Origin of the sequence: Acinetobacter sp. YH12211 (genome assembly GCF_013418015.1) — a bacterium.
In the GTDB taxonomy this organism is placed as follows: Bacteria; Pseudomonadota; Gammaproteobacteria; order Pseudomonadales; family Moraxellaceae; genus Acinetobacter; species Acinetobacter towneri.
The window spans coordinates 90165-107283 of record NZ_VPCW01000003.1 but is presented as its reverse complement, the minus strand read 5'-3'; the positions used below and the strand labels follow the sequence as shown (position 1 = coordinate 107283).

Genomic DNA, 17119 nt, shown 5'->3' with positions numbered 1-17119 from the left:
TTATCCCCCAATTGCTTCGGCAGGGTCAATGCGCAGTGCCATCCGAATTGCAACCAAACTGGCTAACATGCAAATCAGCATCACCGCAATAAATCCAAAAATAGAATCTTGCGGAACCAATAAGACATATTTCGGGAAATATGGTGCGGCAAAGGTTGAACTGATTTTACCAACAGCAAACCCAATTAATCCAAGCGCGAGTGCTTGTTGCAAGATCATCCAAGCGATTGTGCGATTGCGTGTGCCAATTAATTTTAAGACCGCAATTTCACGAATTTTGTCCATAGTCAGGGTATAAATAATAAATGCCACAATCGCGGCGCTGACCAAGGCCAAAATCACCAAAAACATGGCAATTTGTTTGGCGGATGTGGCAATCATTTTGCTGATTAAAATGTGTTCCATCTGCGGGCGGGTATAGACTGTTAGTTGTTGCCAACGCTGAATATGTGCTGCTGTTTCTTCAGCTGAAGCACCTGCATTTAAACGGACTAAAATAGCATTCACATAACGGTTGCTACTTTGTGCATTGAGTACGCTTTCAAGCAAGTCAGGATAAGCAGGGCGGTTATAAATTGGGTTTACTGCAATTCGTCTACGGTCTTGTAAAATGGCAGCATTGTCCTTTTGGAATTGCGCCTGTTGTGCATCTTTCAGCGGAATAAAAATCATCGGGTCACCACCCGAAGACACCATGCGTCGGGTTAAACCCACCACGGTAAAGGTGTTACGACGGATTTTAATACGATCACCCAACTTTAATCCCGTACTCATGTCGGCTACGGCTTCATAGTGCCCGCGGGTCAATTGACGTCCTGCCAATAAATGTGGCGGCCACCCCAAGTTATTCCACGCATGTTCACCTGTTTGAATCCCGACCACCATCGAGCGAATATCTTTATCTTGATGATGCACTTGCATGGTTAAATAAGTAATATTTGAAGCATGCGCCACCCCGGGCATATTCATCACGCTGCGATATAAATCATCACGCACACTTGAAGGTTCTGCATAAGGGCCAAGTGTATCTTGCTGCACTACCCATAGGTCAGCACCACTGTTATTCAGCAGGGCTTTGGCATCATCTACCATGCCGCGATACACGCCAGCCATAATTAAGGTCACACCAATCAGCAAGCCGAGTCCAAAGCCAGTAAATACAAATTTACCCCATGAATGGAAAATATCACGACCTGCCAGACTAATCATTTAGCTGCTCCTGCAAGTTGCTTGACAACCCGTAAACGGTTTTTGGCATGTAGGGGTTTTTCACTATACAGCACCACTTGATCATTTTCGGATAAGCCTGCGAGCACTTGCACATCGCCCGCTAAATTTGAACGTCCTAATTGAACTTCAACAAATTGCGGCTTTTCGGCCACAACTTTCCACACGCCTACTTGGTTATTGATACGGTGAACTGCCGCATTGGGAATGGTTAAGCTGCGTGCCAATGGTGCGAGGCTGATGGTGACTTCTGCTAACTCACCCAAAGGCGGAAGAGGCGTTGGAGGTTGATTAAAAACCACTTTAGCTAAAATTTCTTCGGTAATGGCATCGGCACGAGGTTCTACCCATAACACATGACCTGCCAAAGCATTATTTTGCCGTGAACGTAAATGAATTTGAGCTGGTAAGTCAGCAGCTAAACCAATCGCACTGGATTGATCGAAACGGGCATTCATCCAAATGGAGTTAGGATCGACAATTTCTAGTACGGTTTGACCTGCTACCACCGTTGAACCCGGTTCTGCATAACGTGCAGTGACGACACCTGCAGCTGTGGCCACTAAATTTAAATTATCACGCTGTGCTTGTAAGGTATTCAGGTCTGCACGTGCTTTATTGAGTTCTTGTTGCATCGCGCTGAGTGCCGCCGTTGCCAAATCGAGCTCTTGTTGTTTAATGGCTAAAGATTCTTGGCTGGTGGCATTGATTTTAGCTAGTTGTTGATAACGATTGACTTGTTGCTGCGCAAAATTTTGACGGATTTGAGTGTCTTGTTGCTGAGCGGTAATTTTTTGGATTATCGCACGTTGAGCCAATAAACGATCTTCTAGATCGACAGGATCCATTTCGCCTAACAGTTGTTCTGCTTGTACGTTATCGCCAATATCTACTTTTAAGTTTTTTAAGCGACCTGCTGCAGTTGGGCCAATTTTATAATTATAACGCGCTTCAACGGTTGCTACGCCAAACAGGCTAGGTTGAATGGATTGATATTTGACTTGCGTGAGGGTGACGTTGACAGGGGCAAATGGGCCTGTGCGTAAGACTACGTAAATTAACAATAAAACCAAAGCTACAATGACCACAATCACGGAAATCGTTCGCTTGCCTAAGGGAAATACCTGCATGTGTACTCCGCATAATTTTTTATCAATTAAGGATAATATAATCTATTTTGTTGTTGTGCGGGGGAGTTATTCGGTTTGGGGAGTGAAAGCGAAAAATGTTTGGAGATGAATAAACCGTCCAATAAAAAGGCTCAAATCCTAAAAGTGGATTTGAACCTGTATTGTGCAAAAGTGAGCAATCCTGATCATTTTTCGTGAAGTTTTACCTCAATTTGATAGTCGTCTTGGGTCACTTTAATTTTATGGTCTTTATATTTACGTTTGCTTGGCGAGAGTGCAGAGCTAGTCACTGCCTTATGGAAATCACTATCTGACATGAAAAAATAATAAGCCTTATAGCCCAATAATATTTTCTCAATTTTATTGCCTTTAGTCTGAGCATCACTGATCAATGAATTTAGATACTTTAAGCTGATGTTTGCTGACATTCCTGAACCTTAAAATATAAAGTTGAAATTTCTAAGAATTTATAAGCAACAAACATTACAAATTTATGACAAGGGTTGTTTGAGAGATGTACTTCGCTTCAGGTCATTATAGATCTAAAAGTTGTGGGTCAAATTGACGCAATTTTGACCCAATTTATTCAAATTTGGGTCAATTTGTTCTGGATAGCATTGGACGCAAAACCCATAGAAAAAGCCTTAAACACTGATGTTTAAGGCTTTTTTAGTCATATTTAGTTATGTAACTTCATATGAATTTAAGAATTTGGTGGAGATGGCGGGAGTTGAACCCGCGTCCGCCAACACTACACTCGAGAATACTACATGCTTAGATATCGTCTATTGTTTTAACACTCTAAGACCCGACGAACAGGGTTTAAAGTGCGATCCTCTAAGTTTGGTATAAAGTCCCGAGGCTCAACTCTATACGGACTTGTGTGCGTGCGCTTCAGTCGGGTTCACTGACCACAAGTATTCAGTGAAGCGGACAAGCGGCCCTTAGGCAGCTAGAGCGTAAGATTCGTCGTTTGCGACTATTTTAATGCAAATTTGATTTACGAGAGAAAATGCGCTCTCGGCATGCATCTATGAGCTTCATCATCAGCGTCGAAGCCAATAACATCCCCATATCACAGCGCAATCATAGCATAGCTGGCAAAAATTACGATGTATTTTCTGCACAATTACACATTTCGATGCGCTTAGTTACATAATTGCGCTAATATTTTATTTTTCAAGTCAAACACAATAAAAAATATGAGTTATTTACTAGCACTCGATCAAGGCACAACCTCTAGTCGCGCTATCATCTTCAATGAACACGGACAAGTTCAGGCAACGGCACAACGAGAAACCCATATTCAGACCCCACATTCAGGTTGGGTGGAGCAAGATGCTCAAGAAATCTGGTCAAATCAAATTGCTGTGGTGCAACAGGCTCTGGCGACTGTAGGTATTTTGGCTAAAGACATTCGCGCAATTGGTGTGACCAATCAACGTGAAACCACAGTGGTGTGGGATAAACGCACAGGCAAACCATTAGCGCCTGCAATAATTTGGCAAGATCGTCGTGCGGCTGATTGGTGTCATCACTTGATTCAAAATAATCAGATGCAATTGATTCAGGAAAAAACAGGTCTGCGTATAGATCCGTATTTTAGTGCAGGAAAACTGGTGTGGCTGCTTGAGCATGTCGATGGATTAAAAGCATTGGCACAGCAGGGGCATGTGGCTTTTGGCACCATCGACAGTTGGTTAATCTGGAATTTGACCCAAGGCGCAGAGCATGTCATTGAAGCGAGTAATGCTTCAAGAACGATGTTGATGAATTTACATCACCAAACTTGGGATGAAGAATTGCTGGAATTATTTCAAATTCCCGCATCAGTTTTACCTAAAATTATTGCATCCGACAGCTATATTGCAGATACCGCAACGGGTTTATTGGGGGCGAATATCCCAATTACAGGTATTTTAGGCGATCAGCAGGCGGCGTTGTTTGGGCAATCGTGCTTTGAAGTTGGAACAGCAAAAAACACCTACGGCACAGGCTGTTTTATGTTGTTTAATACAGGCAATCAGGTGCAATTTAGCCAAAATAAGTTACTCACTACTTTGGCGTGGCAATGTCAAAATCAAACCCATTTTGCCCTTGAAGGCAGTGTTTTTATGGCAGGTGCTGTAGTGCAATGGCTGCGCGATGGTTTGGGTATTATCCAAAAAAGCAGCGATGTGGAACAACTTGCCAATAGTGTAACTTCTAGCGATGGTGTAGTGCTAGTTCCTGCATTTACAGGGCTTGGTGCGCCACATTGGGACAGTGAAGCGCGAGCGCTTTTATGTGGAATGTCACGTGGCACCAACAAGGCACATATTGCCCGTGCTGCCTTGGAATCCATTGCATTTCAGGTGTCGGATGTACTCACTGCGATGCAATCCGATTTAGATCATCCACTGAAAGAGCTTCGAGTCGATGGTGGTGCTAGTCAAAATGATATGTTGATGCAATTCCAAGCCGATATTTTAAATGTGCCTGTGTTACGTCCTAAAATGTTGGAATCAACCGCTTGGGGAGCAGCAGCTATGGCAGGTTTAAAGGCGGGTGTATTTTCTGACTTATCTGAAATTTCAGCATCTTGGCAGTTAGATCGGGTATTTGAACCCCAAATGAATGAAGCAGAGCGTGCAGAACATTTAGCGCGTTGGCAACAAGCCTTAAAACGTGCTAAGTCAGACTTATAATCAGCGCTATTTCTAAAATAACGCTAAGTTGAAATAAATCTTTAAACCACAAGCCTCATCAGCAAAACTTTTGAGGCTTGTAGCTGTTTTTTCGTTACTTTGATCTTTTAGATTACGCCTTACATTGCCTCACGTTGAGCTTCATCTTCTAGATAACTTTCCAAAGAATCATCTAGTGCATAAAGCCATGGTGTGTGATGCGGTTTAGCCATTTTTCCTGTCATCACTGAGCGATAAACTTTATCTCTAAAGCCCATAATATTTTCTTTTTTATGCTTTTTCCATTGCATGAAAATATCGTGTACTGCATCAATATTGAAAGATGGATAGTCGGTCTGCGCAATCAGGCGTTTGATGTAATCCCCTTGAAAACGTGCAGATTGTTCATCGCTCATTAAGCGTTGTTCTTTTTCATGCAAGGTTTGGGTATGGCTTTGCATTTCGTCTATGCTTGGCAACGCAATTTTGCCCAAAATCACATCGCGGACAAACCATGCCTGCGCATCGAACATATTGAAGGTGTACCATTGATCTTGCATACCCAAATAGAACAAACGTGGATTCTTTTCCCAAACCACACCTTGATATAAACCTAGTGGATAAAGGCAGTTATGCGTTCTGAGGCGCAAGCCATCTTCAATAAACGGGAAGTGGTGTAAATAGCCCGTACATAAAATAATGGCATCAATTTTGGCCGATGTTCCATCACCAAAATAAGCAGTATTTTCATCTACACGCAGTAATTGTGGTTTTTCAGACCAGTTTTTGGGCCACTTAAAGCCCATGGCTTTACTGCGATAGCAACTGTAAATTTGTTTGGCGCCGTATTTATAACATTGCGAACCAATGTCTTCGGCAGAGTAGCTGCTGCCCACCAACAGCACTGATTTACCTTTAAATTCCAGTGCATCACGGAAATCATGCGCGTGTAAAATACGACCATGGAATTGATCAAAGCCTTCATAAACAGGGACACGCGGGGTAGAAAAGTGCCCAGAGGCCACCACAACATAATCAAACTGTTCTGAATAATGACGTTGCTGTGCGTAATCTTCGACATCAACCGTAAATTTTTGCATCGCATCATCATAATGAATATGCTGAACGGCGGTATTAAAGCGGACTAAGTCTTTCACCTGTGCTTTTTCTGCACGACCTTGAATATAATCCCACAACACTGCGCGTGGCGGATAAGACGCGATTGGTTTTTTGAAGTGTTCATCAAAAGTATAATCGGCAAATTCTAGCGCTTCTTTAGGGCCATTTGACCATAAATAACGGTACATACTGCCGTGGACAGGTTCGCCATGTTCATCTATACCTGTGCGCCAAGTATAGTTCCAGAGTCCACCCCAATCATTTTGTTTTTCGAAACATACAATTTCAGGAACTTGTAGACCTTTGGCCTTTGCTGACTGAAACGCTCTTAATTGGGCCATGCCGCTTGGGCCAGCGCCAATAATTGCAATTCGATCCATTGCTATCTCCATTAGTTTTTGAGTTCTTAATTACTTCTCCAATTTTGAGTGACACAATTCAGGATTTTAAATATCCGCATTATAAAAATAAGCAAATACAATCCTAAATTTAGAGATCAAGTAGATCTTGTCAAAATAGGATGTGAATTAAAAAAATAGAAAAAATAAAACACACTAAAGACAGTAAAAATTGCTTAAGCAACTCATCTTTATAAAAAAATGTGTTTTACAAGAAGCATGATCTTATCATAATTTTTGATTAATTTTGGTTTTGCTTAGTTGTAAAAGTGAATTTAAAGTCATTGCTGTTGTTGTTTTGGTTTGATCAATTGGTATATTTTATTGATTTTTATAGAGAAAATAAGATGAAAATTTAAAGCTAATTTTTATCTCATTTTGCCCAATATAAAGGTGATTTTGATGAGATTGTTGCAAAATCTACAATGATATACAGAGGATTGAAAACTGAATCTTAGGCAACATTTTCAGAGAGCCATACCCGAAGTGGACTTCTGAAAAATTAAAAGGATGCTGTGATTGATAGGTGTAATGAAAGTTTAGTTTTTATAAGCCATGAAAGCAGTAGCGTATTTATCAAGCTTTATCTAATGATTGAATGTGCTTTGCGTACATTCAATCATTAAAGTTTGTGGCGACTCAGTAATTAAAGTTTACGCCACACCTTATTTTCATCTTCTAAAGAGACAGTAAAGTTAAATTCGTCGTCTACGGTAACCAAGTAGGAGTTAGGATTAACCAATAAAACTTTTAAAATTGTACCTTGCTCGAATTCAATTGGTGCGCAGTTTTCTTTACGTAGAACAATAGGTTCAAGTAGCTCAATAGCAATGTTTTCTGTTGGAGATTCCATACCGCACCCTAAATGAGTTATTTTTAATCAACTGTATTATATAGTAAATTGATGAATAATCTACACAAAATCGTAAATTTGTGTCGGGTTTAAATATTTTGTACTTGAATTGTTGGTCAAAAAATCGCAATAAATTTGCCCAATACTTCATAATTTGACATTTTAAAAATATAAGAAATTGAAATTTGATGTAATTTCTTAGATGAATGGCAAATGAACAGCGCAGTAAAATATAGCCGATTGATGAAATTTACAGTTTTCAGTATAAAAATAAAATTATTGCTGAAAAAACAGCGTATAAAGTATAAAAGTTAAAGTATCCATTCACGCTTTTTTAAGTGGTGAAGGCACTGGGTTTTACATTCCAATTTAAAAAATAAAGGCTTTTTGTCTGCATGTTTAAGTCATTTTTTCCAAATCCAAAGTGGTTTTTTATTTCATTGCTTGTTTGGTTCGCGATCAATCTGGCTTTATGGTACTCGGGCGGTAGCGCATGGGGTAGTTGGATTGGCTTCCCGCAAGGCTATGCCGAAGCAACATTACCCATCGATGTCAGCCGTTTTTGGTCACCTGCATTTTTATGGTTTTATCTGTGGTTTTTTGTGGCAACGACGCTGTTTGCCATTTTCTGGAAACTTAAAGCAAATCACCCATGGCAGCGCTGGTCGGTATGGGGATCGGCATTCATCCTGTTTAATATTTGGTTTGGGGTACAAGTCAATGTTGTGGTGAATGCCTGGTACAACCCATTTTATGACCTGATTCAAAAAATGCTCAGTAGTGGCGGTGGAGATGTCAATGAACTCTATGCAGGTGTGCTGACCTTTTTATACATCGCCATGGTGGCAGTGACCTTAATGGTTTTGAATTTATTTTTTGTTAGTCACTATGTTTTTCGTTGGCGTACGGCAATGAATAATTATTACACCGCACATTGGGAAAAACTCAGACATATTGAAGGGGCTTCACAGCGTATTCAAGAAGATACCATGCGCTTTGCCAGAACCATGGAAACTTTAGGGGTAAATTTAGTCGAAGCCCTAATGACTTTGTTGGCATTTTTACCTGTGCTGTTTAGTTTGTCTGTGCATGTCAAAGCCCTGCCTATAGTGGGGGAAATTTCGTATGCCTTAGTTTGGGCTGCAGTGGGTTGGGCAGTATTTGGTACAGTGGTGTTAATTGTGGTGGGTGCGAAGTTACCAGGTCTGGAATTTAATAACCAAAAAGTTGAGGCGGCTTATCGTAAAGAATTGGTTTATGGTGAAGATCACGCTGAACGTGCTGATCCGCTGAGTTTAAAAGAACTGTTTAGCAAAGTGCGTTTGAACTATTTCCGTTTATATTTCCACTATGCCTATTTTAACTTGGTACGCATTTGGTACATGCAATTGGACAATATTTATGGTTTATTTGTGTTGTTCCCAAGTATTGCCGCAGGGGCTATTACATTGGGTTTGATGATGCAAATTGCCAACGTATTTGGCAAAGTCCGTGAATCTTTTCAGTATCTGATTGCATCTTGGCCAACCATTATTGAGCTCTTGTCTATCTATAAGCGTTTAAAAGCATTTGAATCGACATTGGATCACTAGTTGTGGTGGCGACATCCATGATTTGTTGTGGATGTCGCGTTCACATGTTCAGAGCCATGATTGCTAAATATAAATAGATCTGAACAGTTGTATAAAAAATAATATGAGTGTTAGTATTCAAAATCATAAAAAACTGTGATGAATTGGATTGTTTTATAAAAATATCAAACTTGATTCAAATAAAATTATGATTAATTAACTATAAAATCAAGGTGTTGTATTTGTTATTTTGCACCAATTCATATATTTTCATTGATATAAAAACAATTGAGAATTGAGACGTGACCTGCAAAAAATTACTCTTGATTGGGGGGATTGGCAGCCTATTATTTGGTTGTGCAACAGTTGATCAATTTAGCCCAAATTCGGTGAAGCATTTTGCATCTGCACAAGAACTGATTGTTCAAAAAAACTTAAATCAGCCCAGTGGTGCTGCCAAAGAATATGTCTATTATTGGGGGCCGCAGCGCAAAGATCAGCCTGCTGAATCTATGATTCCACGTAAATATATGGGCAGCTATTGTCAGTCACAACATGGACGCTTAACGCTGGCCTATAAAAGCTCAATGAGTTTAGTCAAAAATGCGTGGTCTAAAAAATTACTCAATACGTATCGAGATGTAAAGCAAGGGATTGGGGCATACCGTTGTGTAGGTAATCAGGGCGAAAGTTGGATTGTATCGATTGAGCCAGTGGCGGAGCGCCAGTTGGAACAGCGTGGTGAAGCGCGAGTGGTGAGTTTGGTCACTAAAATAATGTCTGAAGATGAAGCGCGACGTTTTTATCGCACGGCTTCTGCACCTGCAAAGGCCGCACCTAAAGCAGTTCCAAGTAATCCAAAAACAACAAATGCAACCAAAGTTGCTGAAGTGAAAGAAAAACCTGAAGAGAAAAAAGAGCCTGTAGTTGCACCAGTAAAAACAGCTCCACCACGCGTGGTTGAAACACCACAACAGCAACAGACACGTTTATATGTCGCAGCGCGTCGTGATTTAAACAGTGGGCGTAATCAGATTAATGCCTGTAATAATGCACAACGTGCTTATAACTATGGCAAGTTACAAGGTGCAGAAGGTACACGTATTTATACAGAATCTGGCATGTTGGTGGCACGTTGTTTAACGGGTGTTTCGAGTTATCGGAGTCGTTTTCCAAATTCAGATGTGCAGGCGAAACGTATTTTGCAGAATTTAGCCAATAATTATAATCATGCAGGGGCTAAGAATATGTTGAGAGGAATGAAATGAGGAGCGCATAATTTCTGATCTGCTCTTCATTTTAAAATTTAAATATTTATCTCTCCCTTGCACCACAGTGCAGTTTATCACTAGTGCTTGTTTTAAAGACCTTTCCAATATTAAAGTTTTGATGGCATTTAATTTGTAATGGAAGCTCCTTCTCCCACTTGGATGAGCAGTACTGCTGCGCAAGGGGGAGGGGTAATTTAAAAGATAAAACTAAATAAGATCAGGATAAAACTGCTCAAATTCTTTATTTATCGCCTCACCACGTAATAAATAGCCTTTGGGCTGAATATAACTATAAATTTCTCGTGCAGGCTGTTCATGCCAGCCAATATTAAATGCACAAAGTTTTGGGAAAAATTGTAGATGGTTGTAATTCAAATTATTATGAATCCAATAGGCGAGTTGTTGCCAATTGACTTGATCTTTTTCATACAGTGCTAAAAATGATGGAATGACAATACACGCCGTTGCCCCATAACCTTTTGCATCGGGATAGTCCCAAATGTGACTGGCAAAGTTTTTCTCATTACTTGCGCAGTTATGTCCTTTTTCATTTCCGAGTTGGTTCACGCTTGGTGAGCGATAAGCGGAGCGAATCGCAATTCGTCCAAATTTATCTTGGAGTGGTTCGAGCAGTTGTTGGCAGAGTTCTTTGCCTGTGCGAATGGCAATGTCAGGATGGTCGGGGAAGTTGGGTACACCATACCAATTAGCGATTTCGCTATAGAGGAAGTCACGCATAAAGAAAGACTTTGAAAGTTGAATTCGTCCTAAGTCTTCGAGTTTGGCGATGGAGGATACTTTTTTGATGGTCATATTTTAAAGTTTTCTAATCGATTTTTGATATATTTTGCTGAATTTTCAATACTTGGATAAACCGTTCTTTGGTTGATGTTGAGTAAATCTAATTCATCTAATATTGGCTTTTTATCATCTTTTTTTATTCTGACTTTATGAACGGTGAAATCATTATTACCATGTTCTGGTATTGCTTCTGCATCTAAACCAAAGATTAGAAAAGAGCCTGATTGAGCAATAATTCTTTCTTGGTTTAACCGACCTTTTACACAGAAGGTATTTTTAAGATCTTTGATTTCAATTCTAGGTTTGAAGTATGGTTTTTCATTTAATATACAGTGTAAGTATTGTTCATAAACTTTCTGATTAAGATCAGACTCATTTAGATGGGTTTTGGTTGAGTCGTTTTTTTGGCAATTAATAATATATTGGGATAGTTGATCTTTCTGATTAGAAGTAAGTTTTGCTAAATTTGTTAAACAAGAAATTTTATCAGAATCATAAAAACATATATCTGTTTTTTTTACGGAAATTATTACAACTTCAGCATCTTCATTGTGGTTTAAATTTTCACAAGCAAAGTAGAGTGCAGTTAATGGATTGCTAGATATATCAAGCAATCTAGTTGGCATTCCATAATGTTGCATTCGTGTGAGGATGTCAAAACCACTGATGTCATTACTGAATGAATTAGGTTCCATTGTGAGTAATTCACGGAATAACAGATGTTCACCTTCTAAATAAATTTTTCCTTTGCCACTGGGATCTTCACGTAAAAGTGATGGTAATAATTGGTACGAAAATTTTCCATGACCTCTATAAAAGACTTCGCTATTTTCTTTTTTGCTAGCAATGAATGTATTTATATCTTTAATTTTTTCTATATAAGTAGAAATACTATTTATATATGGTGGTGTAACAATAATTTCAGCTTCTACGCTAAAACTAGTTTCAATTGATACATTTATATGACCAATAATTTGAGGTGGACTTAGTAAGTCAATATTTTGATTTGGAAAAGTTTCTTTTATCTCTTCTAAATTTGAAAAGATATTAAGAGGTGCTAATTTTTCAAATAAATTAGAATTTTTAATCGCCCAATGTGTTCTGGTTTTTTCCCAACCCTCAAATTTTAATGCTTTTTCTAATTCTTCTAAATCACAAATATAAGTATATCTATTAGTATGTCCCTCTTTAGGTTTTAATGTTGATATTTTATCTGATAGTAATCTAAAAGTTGCGGTTATAGTATTATTATCATTATTTAACTTTGTCTCTCGTAATTCTGCTATTGCCACAAAATCTTGAAAGTTTTCAAAACAGATAAAGCAAGGGAAGTTACGTAAGATTAGTAAAGACTCTTCTGTTAGTTCTTTGAATTTTAATCGAATAGGCTCATCTGTATATTCAGCGAAACGACTGGTACTATAAGTAATGGATATAAAATTATTATCTAAAGTATCTATTTCTTGTTCTGAATAGCACTGTAGTAGATTGAAGTAAGCCATAAAAAACCCCGCATTGTGCGAGGTTTTTTATAACATGAAATCAAATGATTAGCGAATAAATCAACCAATCAATTTCTTCATCAACTCATTCACTTGCGCAGGGTTGGCTTTACCTTTCGCAGCTTTCATGACTTGACCCACAAGACCGTTGAAAGCTTTCTCTTTACCAGATTTATACTCTTCAACCATCTTCTCATTGGCAGCAAGTACGTCTTTAATAATTGCTTCAATCGCGCCTGTATCAGTTTCCTGTTTCAAGCCTTTTTCCGCAATAATTTCGTCCGCAGATTTGCCTTCGTCCCACATAAAGCCGAATACTTGCTTCGCAATCTTACCGTTAATGGTGTTGTCCACAATACGTGCAATCATGCCGCCCAACTGTTCAGCCGAAACAGGGGAATCCGCCAACTCTAAGCCTGCTTTGTTTAAAGCACCTGAGAATTCACCCATCACCCAGTTTGCTGCAATTTTACCGTGTGCCGTACCACCTGCTGCAGCAACTACAGCTTCGTAAAATTCTGACATTTCACGAGTCAATGTAAGCACGTGCGCATCGTACTCAGTTACACCAAAGTCCGCCACGAAACGTGCACGACGTGCAGCAGGAAGCTCAGGCATAGTCGCTTTAATGGCTTCAATTTGCGCATCTGGAATAACCACAGGCAACAAATCTGGATCAGGGAAGTAGCGGTAATCGTTCGCTTCTTCCTTCGAACGCATTGAACGCGTTTCCATCTTCACAGGGTCAAACAAACGTGTTTCCTGATCAATGGTGCCATCCCATTCCAAGATTTCCATTTGACGTTCAATTTCAACATTGATTGCCTGTTCAATGAAACGGAATGAGTTCAGGTTTTTCAATTCACAACGTGTACCGAAAGGTTGTCCCGGACGGCGTAATGACACGTTACAGTCGGCACGGAATGAACCTTCAGCCATGTTACCGTCAGAAATACCTAACCAACGTACCAGTGTATGAATCGCTTTAATATAAGCTACGGCTTCTTCAACCGAACGCATATCGGGTTCAGATACAATTTCAAGCAAAGGCGTACCTGCACGGTTGAGGTCAATACCTGACATGCCTTCAAATTGATCATGAATCGACTTACCCGCATCTTCCTCAAGGTGTGCACGGGTTACGCCAATGCGTTTGGTTGTGCCATCTTCAAGTTGGATGTCGATATGACCCAAGCCTACAATCGGGTTATCCATCTGGCTGATCTGGTAGCCTTTTGGAGAATCCGGGTAGAAGTAGTTTTTACGTGCAAATACAGAGGCTTGGTCGATGTAGGCATCAATACCCAAGCCAAAACGGATTGCCAAATCCACCACTTCTTTATTCAACACAGGCAAGACGCCCGGCATAGCTAAATCAACAAGGCTGGCTTGCGTATTTGGGTCTTGACCAAATTCGGTGGATGAACCTGAGAAGATTTTAGAATTGGTTGCAAGTTGCGTGTGAATTTCAATCCCAATTACGACTTCCCAGCCATCAATCAGGTTTGATTTGGGTTTAGCAGTATTCTTCGCCATTATGCGTTCTCCTCAGCAATTGCAGCGCGTTGAGTATGCCAATCGGTCGCTTGTTGATACTGATGTACCACAGATAACAGTTGTGATTCAGACCAGTAATTGCCAATCAATTGTAAACCTACAGGCAAGTGATCTTGGTCAAAACCAACAGGCGCACTAATTGCAGGTAAGCCCGCTAAGTTCACCGCGATGGTGTAAATATCACCCAAATACATTTCAACTGGGTCTAAAGACGCGCCAATTTTGTAGGCAGTTGTTGGTGCAGTTGGTGCTGCAATCACATCGACCTGTTCAAAGGCTTTTAAGAAGTCTTGCTGAATTAAACGACGGACTTTTTGCGCTTTCACGTAATAAGCATCGTAATAACCAGCAGAAAGAGCATAAGTACCAATCAAGATACGACGTTGCACTTCTGCACCAAAACCTTCAGAACGTGAGCGTTTGTAGAGGTCTAAAATATCTTGAGGATTTTCTGCGCGGTAGCCATAACGCACACCATCGTAACGAGAAAGGTTAGACGATGCTTCTGCAGGGGCAATTAGATAGTAAGTTGGCACGTAGCTTTCAGTCATGTTGAGATCAATCTCAACCAATACTGCGCCCAATTCTTCTAATTTTTTCAGTGATTCTTCAACACGTGCTTTCACCGCAGCATCTAAACCTGCCACATTGAAATATTGTTTCGGAATACCAATGCGTAAGCCTTTTAGCGTTGTTGCATTCAGGTTCGCGACATAATCTTCAACCGCTTTATCCATAGAGGTTGAGTCTTTGGCGTCATGACCTGCCATCACATTCATTAAATATGCGCAGTCTTCTGCAGAGCGTGCCATTGGACCTGCCTGATCTAAAGATGATGCATAAGCAATGATGCCGTAACGTGAAACACGTCCGTAAGTTGGTTTTAGACCTGTTAAACCACAGAAAGACGCAGGCTGACGGATTGAACCGCCTGTATCTGTACCTGTAGCAAATGGTGCAAGATCAGCCGCTACGACCGCAGCCGAACCACCTGATGAACCACCTGGTACATGGTCAAGTGCCCATGGGTTTTTAGTCGCGCCATAGAACGAACTTTCAGAGGTTGAACCCATTGCGAATTCGTCCATGTTCACTTTACCTAAAGTGACCAAACCTGCATTTTTACCTTGTGCCACCACAGTTGCGTCATAAGGCGAGATAAAATTGTCCAGCATTTTTGAACCCGCAGAGGTTTTAATGCCTTGGGTACAAAAAATATCTTTATGTGCAACAGGAATACCTGTCAGTGCTGTCGCTTGACCCGCCTGACGTAATGCATCGGCTGCATCCGCCTGTGCCAGTGCTACTTCATTGGTCACGGTGACATAAGAGCGCACTTGCGGATCAATTTTGGCAATACGTTTTAAATAATGTTCTGTTAGTTCGCGAGAGGAGAATTTGGCTGCCGCTAAACCCTCAGAGATTTCACGAATCGATAAGCGATGTAAATCTGTCATGAGAAAAATTCTTTTACCTTTTTATGAAGTCAAAATGTAACAGCCGAATAAATTATTCAATCACACGTGGAACAAGGTACAAGCCATCCTGAACTGCAGGGGCAACAGCTTGATATTGCTCACGATGATTCTGTTCGGTTACGACGTCTTCACGTAATGGTTGAGGGTGGTCAAATGGGCTTTTTAAAGGCTCAACGTCATCGGTATTTATGCCTTTTAAGCTTTCCATCATGCCTAAAATTTTATTTAGACTTTGAGCATACTCAGCAGATTGCGTATCATTGAGTTTAAGACGAGCAAGATGGGCAATTGCTGAAACTGTTTGTGCATTTAAATCTGCAGAATGCTGAGCATCCGAGGTAGACATAACATCACCTAAAATCAGTATTAATAAAAAATTTCAAAATATCGTGCGTTATAATAAGCGATTGACTTGTTCAACGCACCACATTTAGTTAAAGTTGCCAACTTGCGTCCACATAAAGTTTAATCGAGAACGACTCCGTGATTCTAAAACGACTAATTGGCTTGTTTTCGCCAGACCTAGCCATTGATTTAGGTACAGCAAATACACTTATTTATGCGCCAGGACGAGGCATTATATTAAATGAACCGACAGTTGTGGCAATTCGTCACAGCGGTTCACAGAAAATTGTTGCCGCAGTCGGTCTTGATGCCAAACAAATGTTGGGTCGTACCCCTGCAAACATTTCTGCAATTCGCCCAATGAAAGATGGTGTCATCGCTGATTTTGAAGTGACTGAAACCATGCTGAACCAATTTATTGGCAAAGTGCATGAAAAACGTTTATTCCCACCTGCACCGCGTGTAGTGGTGTGTGTACCATGCAAATCTACTTTGGTAGAGCGCCGTGCGATTCGTGAAGCCGTGTTTAACGCAGGCGCACGTGATGTACGTTTAATTGAAGAGCCAATGGCAGCAGCAATTGGCGCAGGTATGCCAGTCGAGCAAGCCTGTGGTTCAATGGTGGTAGATGTTGGTGGTGGCACGACAGAAATCGCGATTATTTCATTACAAGGTTGTGTTTATTCAGATTCATTGCGTATTGGTGGCGATGTGTTTGATGAGCAAATCATTAACTACGTGCGCAAGGCACATGGTTGTGTGATTGGTGAAACCACAGCAGAAACTATTAAGAAAGAAGTTGGCATGGCATTGCCAGATGAAGGTGCTAAACCACTGGAAATTGAAGTACGTGGTCGTAACTTGGCAGAAGGTGTGCCACGTGCCATTACTGTAACTTCTGATGAAATTACCCAAGCTATTTCTGATCCGTTACAAAGCATTGTATCGGCAGTAAAATCTGCACTGGAACAAACTCCACCAGAACTTTCTTCCGATATTGCAGAGCGTGGAATTGTGCTCACTGGTGGAGGTGCGTTATTGCGTAACCTAGACAAGCTTTTGGCACAAGAAACAGGCTTGCCTGTGGTAGTTGCAGAAGAACCATTAACTTGCGTGACCCGTGGTGGCGGTAAGGTCTTGGAATTCTTTGATAATCCAAACCACGATATGTTATTTGTTGGCTAATACATAGGATTCGGCG

Annotated in this window: 14 protein-coding genes and 1 other RNA gene; 4 read left to right on the top strand and 11 right to left on the bottom strand. The window is 40.5% G+C overall.

All coding sequences use genetic code 11. The features are described 5' to 3' along the window. From FTU98_RS02575 to ssrA, 4 genes are all read right to left on the bottom strand, one after another. On the bottom strand, positions 1-1209 hold the full coding sequence (locus FTU98_RS02575) for an ABC transporter permease (RefSeq protein ID WP_136144179.1): 1209 nt from the start codon (positions 1207-1209) through the stop codon (positions 1-3). Next, positions 1206-2357 carry an efflux RND transporter periplasmic adaptor subunit gene (locus FTU98_RS02570; protein ID WP_004975381.1) on the bottom strand — a complete coding sequence of 384 codons (1152 nt, stop codon included), beginning with the start codon at positions 2355-2357 and terminating at the stop codon, positions 1206-1208. The genes FTU98_RS02575 and FTU98_RS02570 overlap by 4 nt, the downstream gene beginning before the upstream one ends. Positions 2358-2542: 185 nt before the next feature. Next, positions 2543-2785, bottom strand: coding sequence for a hypothetical protein (locus FTU98_RS02565; RefSeq protein ID WP_004975383.1), 243 nt, complete (start codon positions 2783-2785; stop codon positions 2543-2545). Positions 2786-3069: 284 nt separating this feature from the next. Then, positions 3070-3429, bottom strand: a transfer-messenger RNA (tmRNA) gene (gene ssrA / locus FTU98_RS02560). A 130-nt stretch (positions 3430-3559) separates the two neighbouring features. Here ssrA and glpK point away from each other — a divergent pair. Continuing rightward, positions 3560-5044, top strand: coding sequence for a glycerol kinase GlpK (gene glpK, locus FTU98_RS02555; protein WP_180050312.1), 1485 nt, complete (start codon positions 3560-3562; stop codon positions 5042-5044). A 119-nt stretch (positions 5045-5163) separates the two neighbouring features. Here the strand turns inward: glpK and FTU98_RS02550 are convergent, their stop codons facing one another. Both FTU98_RS02550 and FTU98_RS02545 read right to left on the bottom strand, forming a co-directional pair. Then, complete coding sequence (locus FTU98_RS02550) at positions 5164-6522, bottom strand: NAD(P)-binding domain-containing protein (RefSeq protein ID WP_180050309.1); 1359 nt, start codon at positions 6520-6522, stop codon at positions 5164-5166. 664 nt (positions 6523-7186) lie between these two features. Further along, positions 7187-7393: a hypothetical protein gene (locus FTU98_RS02545; RefSeq protein ID WP_004975391.1), complete on the bottom strand. Its 207-nt coding sequence runs from the start codon at positions 7391-7393 to the stop codon at positions 7187-7189. A gap of 395 nt (positions 7394-7788) precedes the next feature. Between FTU98_RS02545 and sbmA the strand changes: the two genes are divergently transcribed. Together sbmA and FTU98_RS02535 are read left to right on the top strand one after the other, a co-directional pair. Next, positions 7789-8985: a peptide antibiotic transporter SbmA gene (sbmA, locus tag FTU98_RS02540; RefSeq protein WP_004975393.1), complete on the top strand. Its 1197-nt coding sequence runs from the start codon at positions 7789-7791 to the stop codon at positions 8983-8985. A 281-nt stretch (positions 8986-9266) separates the two neighbouring features. After that, positions 9267-10232 (top strand): hypothetical protein, encoded by a 966-nt coding sequence (locus FTU98_RS02535; protein ID WP_180050306.1) that lies wholly within the window; start codon positions 9267-9269, stop codon positions 10230-10232. Between the two features lie 210 nt (positions 10233-10442). Here FTU98_RS02535 and FTU98_RS02530 read toward each other — a convergent pair whose 3' ends face one another. From FTU98_RS02530 to gatC, 5 genes are read right to left on the bottom strand one after another with little or no spacing between them, the layout of a single operon-like run. Beyond that, positions 10443-11048 carry a hypothetical protein gene (locus tag FTU98_RS02530; protein ID WP_179996959.1) on the bottom strand — a complete coding sequence of 202 codons (606 nt, stop codon included), beginning with the start codon at positions 11046-11048 and terminating at the stop codon, positions 10443-10445. Then, positions 11045-12538, bottom strand: a complete 1494-nt coding sequence (locus tag FTU98_RS02525) for an FRG domain-containing protein (protein WP_179996960.1) — start codon at positions 12536-12538, stop codon at positions 11045-11047. The genes FTU98_RS02530 and FTU98_RS02525 overlap by 4 nt, the downstream gene beginning before the upstream one ends. Before the next feature lie 60 nt (positions 12539-12598). After that, on the bottom strand, positions 12599-14074 hold the full coding sequence (gene gatB / locus FTU98_RS02520) for an Asp-tRNA(Asn)/Glu-tRNA(Gln) amidotransferase subunit GatB (RefSeq protein WP_179996961.1): 1476 nt from the start codon (positions 14072-14074) through the stop codon (positions 12599-12601). Beyond that, positions 14074-15552 (bottom strand): Asp-tRNA(Asn)/Glu-tRNA(Gln) amidotransferase subunit GatA, encoded by a 1479-nt coding sequence (gene gatA / locus FTU98_RS02515; protein WP_004975402.1) that lies wholly within the window; start codon positions 15550-15552, stop codon positions 14074-14076. Before gatA ends, gatB begins: the two co-directional genes overlap by 1 nt. Positions 15553-15604: 52 nt before the next feature. Beyond that, positions 15605-15919: an Asp-tRNA(Asn)/Glu-tRNA(Gln) amidotransferase subunit GatC gene (gene gatC, locus FTU98_RS02510; protein WP_004975405.1), complete on the bottom strand. Its 315-nt coding sequence runs from the start codon at positions 15917-15919 to the stop codon at positions 15605-15607. Between the two features lie 137 nt (positions 15920-16056). On the opposite strand from gatC, the gene FTU98_RS02505 reads away from it, so the two are divergent. Beyond that, positions 16057-17103, top strand: a complete 1047-nt coding sequence (locus FTU98_RS02505; RefSeq protein ID WP_004975408.1) for a rod shape-determining protein — start codon at positions 16057-16059, stop codon at positions 17101-17103. Positions 17104-17119: the final 16 nt, after the last annotated feature.